Here is a 7313-nt window from a genome sequence, read left to right as displayed (position 1 = left end):
GAGTTTGTAAATAACTGGCTATAATGACCAACTCGAGAGCGGTAACGAGTCTGAGTTTGCCAATAACCAGACTTAATGACCAACTCGAGAGCAGTAACAAGTTTGAGTTGGTAAAAGATCCCTATTGTTTCTGATTCACGAACAACATTTGATAAATATAGGAAGATGAGGTTTGCAAGGAAAGGATTTGAAAAAACAGCCAACAAATACAGCAGAAACAGCATTAAAACAAAAGCCAAAAAAATGATAAAAAAATCACATTTCAATCTCCGTTTTTTTCGCTATCCTTGTGGTAAAATAAAGAAAGAGCGAAAACTCCTTTGATCAAATAAATGAAGGTGAAGAGATGAAGAAAGTCACTTTATTCAATACTAAACACCAAGATATACTTGAAAAAGTATATGATGGGCTTTACCAAGATGTGATCGATTTAAGTGATTTAGAAGGAATCAATACCATTTGCACTTATGGAACTTTACAACAGATAAGTGAGAAAATCAGCACGCACAAGAGGAGCGACATTTATTTCCTCGGAAATGGAAACTTTCATTATTTAACTTTCCCACTTACACAACAATATACTCATCCATTTACGTTGATCGTCTTTGATCATCATAACGATGCAGGTTCCTTTCCTTTCGCAAAGATGACGACTTGTGGATCGTGGATCAACGATGCGATTGAACAAAATCCTGTCATAAAAGAAGTGATCGTGATAGGCTCTACGCAACAAAACGAAAAAGAGCTGGTAGAAACTAATCTCTCTAAGATTCGTTTCTTATACGAAAAAGAGATGACAAAAGAAAGGATAGAAGAATTAGCCAAAACGATCCAAACAGAAGATATTTATTTGAGTATCGATCGAGACATTTTAACAGAAAAACAAGTGCAGACGAACTGGGATCAAGGAACGATAACAGTTGAGCAGCTACTCCAAGCGATCTGCTTAGTAGCCAAAAATCATCAAGTCATAGGATCCGATGTTTGCGGAGATCTGGAATGGGATTACACTTCAAGTTTTCGTTATCCTATGAAAAAATATCTTCAGCAAACTTATCAAGTAAACAAACTACTTTTTGAAGAATTAGAAGAAGTCATGCAGTAACTGTTCAAAAAAATGTCTCCAGTAAAGCAAATACGGCCGAGCCAACGATAACCATTTGCACAAAGGGATACGTTCATGAAAGAAAAAGTATAGAGACAGAGTCAATAAGGGGAAGGGTTATCTGCAGGAAACCTTTACTCTTTGGGATAAATAAGATATAATCTTGTAAGCGTATTTACAAACGAACATGATAAGGGTAGGAAAAGAGGAAGAAATAAAATGGGATTATTAGCTTTTGACATAGGTGGAACTTCGGTCAAATGCGGTATATGGGAAAATAATCAGCTGATCGAAAAAAAAAGTTTCCCATCACCTGAAACATGGGAAGAAATGAAGGCCAAACTAAAGCAAACCAAAGATACATATGCTGAGCAGTATCAAATAGAAGGCATTGCTATCAGTTCACCTGGAGCAGTCAATCAAGAAGAAAGAGTGATCAAAGGAGCCAGTGCTTTGCCGTATCTTCACTTCTTTCCAATTTATGATGAACTGGAAGCTTTGTTTGGCGGAAAAGTCGCTATTGAAAATGATGCAAATTGTGCTGCTCTGGCAGAGGTTTGGAAAGGTGCTGCTAAAGGTAAAAAGAACGTTTTAATGGTCGTGGTCGGCACAGGCATTGGCGGATCAGTGATCATCGACGGCGAAGTTCAACATGGTGCACACTTATTCGGCGGAGAATTCGGGTTTATGCTGCTGAATGAGACGAAGACATTCAGCAATTTGGGGACAGCTGTAGCGATGGCAAAACGCTACGCTAAAAGGAAAGGACTGCCAGAAGGAGACATCAGCGGTAAAGAAGTTTTCCAATTGGCAGAAGCAGGCGATCGAATTGCTTTTGAAGAAGCAGAAGTCTTTTATCGCTCGCTCGCGCAAGGATTATACAATCTTCAATACAGTTATGATCCTGAATTGATTTTACTAGGTGGAGGAGTGTCGAATAAATCGGACCTGATCGATCACCTTCAAGAAAAATTTAAAGAGATACTAGAAGTCGTAATGATCGCACCTTTTGCTCCTGAAATCAAACCTTGCTTCTTTAAAAATGACGCTAATTTAATCGGTGCTGTCTATAACTACATACAAAAACAGGAGATATTGTAAGAGGAAATAATAGGATGAATAGCAAAATAGGAATCATTCTAGTAAGAAACGTTTTAGTTTATGGAAGCTTAATGTTTGTTGGCCTATTATATAACTTCTTTTTTGGTTCCAATCTTGAAAAAGGAAATATAATTTTACTTTGTGTGTTATTGATCATAGCTTTACTTTCATCTAAAATGATCAATCGCTTTTTCAAAAGTTTTAGCGTAGAAAAAAGACGCTCAAGAAACTTAGAAGTTTACCTTATATTCATGTTGTCTTTTTTATATTCCAGCGTTTCTCCCGTACGATTTCCCAGTTCATTAACAGGATTAATAATCTTTTTGACCATTGTATTGATTGTTTCAATTTTTGGAGATATTTATGCACAAAAAAAGACTAGCAGACCTTTTTAGCTAGCAACTAAGGTATCTACAACACAATAAAAAACAGACTGAATGCTAAAAAAAATCTATTATCGTGTTATCTAAGAAAAGTGATCCTATAGGGGGTCACTTTTTTTTGGTGCATAAAAGTAGCTGTTTTGGAGCAGTAAGTTATAATGAAGAAAAAGACAAGGAAATGTTGGTATAAAAATGAGTCAGATGAGCCGAGGAGGTTATACATGTGATGTACTTGCAAATTGCTCTAAAATTAGTAATCGGTATGATCGGTTTGTTGACTGTCGTCCGTCTATTGGGGAAAAAAAGTTTATCTGAGGCGACGCCGTTCGACTTGATCTACACACTGGTTCTAGGAGGATTGCTTGAAGAATCTATTTATGACGACAAAGTCAATCCGCTCCACTTGTTGTTAGCAATAGCATTGTGGGGTGTGACAGTTTACTTTATTGAGACGATCGTCCAGAAAAATATAAAAACAAATAAAGTAGTGAAAGGAGAACCGTCTATTTTGATTTTTGACGGCGAATTGAATTTGGAAGAAATTAAAAAAAATCATATCAGCATGGATCAGCTGCGAGCTTTGTTGCGGCAGCAGAATTGCTACTCAGTACAAAATGCTCAATTTGTTATTATGGAAGTGGGCGGACAAATAACGGTCGTCAAAAATGGGCAAGAGGACGGATTGTCTTTTCAATTGATCGAGAGCGGTAGAATAGAAGAACCTGTTCTTCAAACAATTGGAAAAGACCGTCAATGGCTACTGAATGAACTAAAAAAGGAAGGAAAAACGTTGCGTGAAATCGTTTATGCAGAGTGGTCTTTTTCGAGTGGGCTTTTTATTAAAACTTACGAGCAGTCAAAACAAGAAATCTATCGACTCGACAATTAAAAAGAAAAAAATCATAAAAACGGCAGCAAGCGTGATCTCCAAAAGTTAGGCTGAGCATCTAACTTTATGGAGTCACTCCAGCAACCGTTTTTTAGAATAAATCTAATTGTTTAGGTGCAAGACCTGAAAAAGAAATACCGAGGATATCTTGTAATGTTTTAGCATTTTTTGCAGCGTGACCACCTGAATTGTTATTGAAAATCACCGCTACTTCATCTGTTTCCTTTTCAAGTTCACGAATGGTCTCAGCAAAATATTCCAGTTCTTCAGAGCTATAATCATAAAGGGTACGCTCTGTGCGCCAGTTTTTGACGTTTTCCCCTTGCCAGCCATGATAGTTTCTGCCGTGCAAACGCAGCAAAGTCAGGTGAGAGTTGGTAGCTACCGGCGTGAACGGCACACTATTATGAGGTGTCTGTGGCTGATCAACGACTGTATGGATAAACTGATTTTCTTTTAATAATGTCAGTGTTCCTTCTTTATTTTGTTCACTGTACCAGCTGGCATTGCGAAATTCGATCGCGATTGGCGCATCTTCCATCCATTTTCTAACATTCCTTAAATAAGCGACGTTTTCTTTTGTACAGCCAAAGTAAGGAGGAAATTGAAATAGAAAAGCTTTGATGCGGCCTTGTTCCAACATTGGTTCAAAGCGTGCTAAAAAAGCATGGAACATAGCAGCTTCACTCGGGAAGTCTTCCAGCCAATTTTTGTGCTGCGTCATCGATTGATAAGCTTTTGGAATAAATTGGAACGTTTCCGGCGTCTTATTCAACCAGCTCTGGATATTCTTTTCAGGAGGAATAGCATAAAAAATTGTATCCATCTCCACAAAAGGAAAATGGCGCGTGTAATCTTCCAATTTTGTTTTTTTGTTGGTGCCTAATAAAGGATGATCACCCCATCCAGTTAGACCGATCGTGATCAATATTTTCGTCTCCTTTCTCCGATGATACTTTTTCTTCTGTAATGTGTTGGTCTAAGTCTTTGTCAACATAGGACACAAAGAGATCATAGAGCTCTTTATCCACTTTCTTTAGAGAAATAGGTCGACTTGTAGCGTCTAAAAAGCAATGTTTGCTTTCACCGTAAGCACGTAAAGCATGAGTTGTTTTGTCCATTACACGATAAGAGATTTGCAAGCGAATGCCGTTAAATTGTTCGATTTTTGGAACGATATAAACGCGATCATTGTAATGCACCATAGATTTATACTCACAATTTACTGCAAGAACAGGAACAATGATGCCGCTTTTTTCCATTTGGTCATAACCGAACCCCATTTGTTCGAGCATATTGGTTCGCGCTTCTTCAAACCAGCGGATATAATTCGAATGATGGATGATGCCCATTTGATCCGTTTCATAATATTGAGCTTGGTGCTCGTATAGTTGATAATTTTTTTCCATATAGAAGCCTCTTTTCGTAAGTTCCTTTATCCTTATCATAGCACAATAGACAAATGATGCTGATCATCCTGCTTGAAAAACAAGCGCATCGTTGCTTATAGAAATAGAGTAAGTGGAGAGTATCTAGATAACATAAGCAAAAACGACGGTGAAAAAAGCAGGCTCCTTTTTAAGCTCTTTAATGATGGCTTGCTAAACCAATAGGTCAATCAAAATTTTTGCTTGTTTCTTTATGGATTACATGTTAAGATACGCTACATGCGATGAGTTGGCCGCTAGTCAGGTGATCTTGATCATTTCGCATACGTGCGACAAGTGACTAGCACAAAAAGCAAAGCAGCATACAGACACAAGGATACGAACGAGGCTGATAGAGACGACGAAAAAATAAAACTTCACTTGGAGACATTTCTAATGTCGAAAGGGAAGTGAATTTTTTTAAGTCTCTGTCTCGTGCAGTTCAACTATAGGATATGAACGAGGCTGAATGAAGCATTAGTTTGTTTCCTCAATGTCACTACAGGATGTAGGTATGTGGCCTTCTTGGTGATGTGAACACCAACGGCCTGTTTAGGAAACTAAGCACTGCAAAAAAAGTTAGAGACTGTCTATTTGAATGACGGTTTCTGGCTTTTTTTTGTTTTTCAAATGAATGAAAGCGCCCTATAATGAGCAATCCCTAACAAAATCATAAAAAAGCTAACATGTTAACGTTAACTAATCGGTCTGAAGTGTTCAAAAACGTTCAATTATGTTAATCTGAAAAAGCGTCATTTCAGCCACCTTCTGAATTGATGTAAGCACTTATATTTTTTTGTAATGAAGAGGAGGATTTCATTGTAAAGGACAAGATTTTTGAAACTTTACAAAAAATGGGTAAAACCTTTATGCTGCCGATCGCTCTGTTGCCAGCTGCTGGTTTATTGCTAGGAATAGGCTCATCATTTACTGGCGACTCATTTATTCAGTTATACCATTTAGAAAGTGTCATGGGTGAAGGCACAGTTATTTTTCGTATCTTAACGATCTTAAAAGACTGCGGGCAAATCATTTTTGATAACTTGGCTTTGCTTTTTGCAGTCGCCGTTGCGTTTGGCTTTGCTAAAGCTGCAAAAGAAGTCGCTGCCCTATCCGGTGTTGTTGGCTATTTTATGATGTATGCTGCAATGACCAGCACCATCACAAACTTTGGGGATTTAGAAACCTTACAGCAAACCCCTGGATTGATCGGGGAAGTATTAGGTTTTGATGCAACGATGAATACCGGTGTTTTCGGCGGGATCATTATTGGTTTAGTTGTAGCAGGACTGCACAATCGTTTCTATAAAGTTGAATTCCCAGATGCTTTATCTTTCTTTTCAGGCACACGCTTCGTACCGATCATTTCTGCATTCGGTGCTATTGTAGTAGGGATTATTTTATCATTCGTATGGCCATACGCAGGTGCGGGCATTGCGTGGTTAGGTAAAATGGTAGCTAATTTAGGCTATGTCGGAACTTTCTTGTATGGATTTATTTACCGTGCGTTGATTCCGCTTGGTCTGCACCATGTCTTTTATCTGCCGTTTTGGCAAACAGCACTGGGCGGAACAGCCGAAGTTGCTGGACAAACGGTCGAAGGTGCTCAAAATATCTTATTTGCTCAACTGGCAAATGGACAACCGGTCAGCGCAGAAGCAGCTAAGTTTTTCTCAGGGATGTTCCCATTCATGATTTTCGGGTTCCCAGCTGCAGCTTACGCGATGTACCGTCAAGCTAAACCAGAACGCAAGAGTGATGTAAAAGGGCTGATGATTTCGTCTTCTCTAACATCAATCTTTACAGGGATCACTGAACCGCTTGAATTCTCATTCTTATTTGCTTCTCCATTGCTTTACTTTGGCGTACACTGTGTGCTAGCTGCATTTTCTTTTGCGTTGATGCATTTCTTGCAAGTCGGTGTAGGATTGACCTTCTCAGGTGGATTGCTTGACTTTATCTTGTATGGTGTTTTACCTGGACAAGGGATGACCAATTGGATTCCAGTCGTAGTGGTCGGAATCGTTTATGCATTTGTTTACTATTTCGTTTTCACTTGGTTTATCAAGAAATTCGACTTAAAAACACCAGACCAGCTATAAAAAGTCAACTGGATAAATATACTTTTTATGATTTTTTTCTCTAGCTCCTTGCGCGCTTCCGCTTGCTGGCCTTCCCGCTTTTATTCGTTTCTGCTTTGCAGAAACCAACAAAAACGGGAAGGGATAGGGAAAACTTATAAAAAAGTGCATATCAAATAAGCTTGGTAAAACCAATTTTTTAAAATAATATTAGGTTGTTTTTAGAGAAGTTGGCAAATGTGGTGTATAAGGTTTATGATCGCGTAATACAGCGTAAATAATGTGAGTAAGTTTTCGAGCAACGGCTCCTATAGCGACTTTATGCGG

General features: G+C 38.4%; 7 protein-coding genes. 5 read left to right on the top strand and 2 right to left on the bottom strand.

What is annotated here, in order from left to right; all coding sequences use genetic code 11:
- The first annotated feature begins 346 nt into the window (after nucleotides 1-346).
- The 4 genes from BM057_RS10990 (at nucleotide 347) to BM057_RS10975 (ending at nucleotide 3478) form a co-directional block, all read left to right on the top strand.
- A complete protein-coding gene (locus BM057_RS10990) occupies nucleotides 347-1105 on the top strand; it encodes an arginase family protein (protein WP_092093767.1) in 759 nt (252 codons plus the stop codon).
- Nucleotides 1106-1324: 219 nt separating this feature from the next.
- Complete coding sequence (locus BM057_RS10985) at nucleotides 1325-2206, top strand: ROK family protein (RefSeq protein WP_092093764.1); 882 nt, start codon at nucleotides 1325-1327, stop codon at nucleotides 2204-2206.
- Nucleotides 2207-2220: 14 nt separating this feature from the next.
- Nucleotides 2221-2601, top strand: a complete 381-nt coding sequence (locus BM057_RS10980; protein ID WP_092093762.1) for a hypothetical protein — start codon at nucleotides 2221-2223, stop codon at nucleotides 2599-2601.
- A gap of 214 nt (nucleotides 2602-2815) precedes the next feature.
- Nucleotides 2816-3478 (top strand): DUF421 domain-containing protein, encoded by a 663-nt coding sequence (locus tag BM057_RS10975; protein ID WP_092093759.1) that lies wholly within the window; start codon nucleotides 2816-2818, stop codon nucleotides 3476-3478.
- Between the two features lie 91 nt (nucleotides 3479-3569).
- On the opposite strand, the gene BM057_RS10970 is transcribed toward BM057_RS10975, so the two are convergent.
- Together BM057_RS10970 and BM057_RS10965 are read right to left on the bottom strand one after the other, a co-directional pair.
- Nucleotides 3570-4406, bottom strand: a complete 837-nt coding sequence (locus BM057_RS10970) for a DUF72 domain-containing protein (protein WP_092093756.1) — start codon at nucleotides 4404-4406, stop codon at nucleotides 3570-3572.
- The gene (locus BM057_RS10965) at nucleotides 4375-4887 is read right to left on the bottom strand and encodes an acyl-CoA thioesterase (RefSeq protein WP_092093753.1); all 513 of its coding nucleotides are present in this window, start codon (nucleotides 4885-4887) and stop codon (nucleotides 4375-4377) included. The genes BM057_RS10970 and BM057_RS10965 overlap by 32 nt, the downstream gene beginning before the upstream one ends.
- Nucleotides 4888-5759: 872 nt before the next feature.
- Here BM057_RS10965 and BM057_RS10960 point away from each other — a divergent pair.
- Nucleotides 5760-7007, top strand: coding sequence for a PTS transporter subunit EIIC (locus BM057_RS10960; RefSeq protein ID WP_245741945.1), 1248 nt, complete (start codon nucleotides 5760-5762; stop codon nucleotides 7005-7007).
- Nucleotides 7008-7313: the final 306 nt, after the last annotated feature.

It is taken from the genome of Pisciglobus halotolerans, assembly GCF_900113675.1.
Taxonomy (GTDB): domain Bacteria; phylum Bacillota; class Bacilli; order Lactobacillales; family Carnobacteriaceae; genus Pisciglobus; species Pisciglobus halotolerans.
This window is presented reverse-complemented; position numbering and strand designations above follow the sequence as displayed.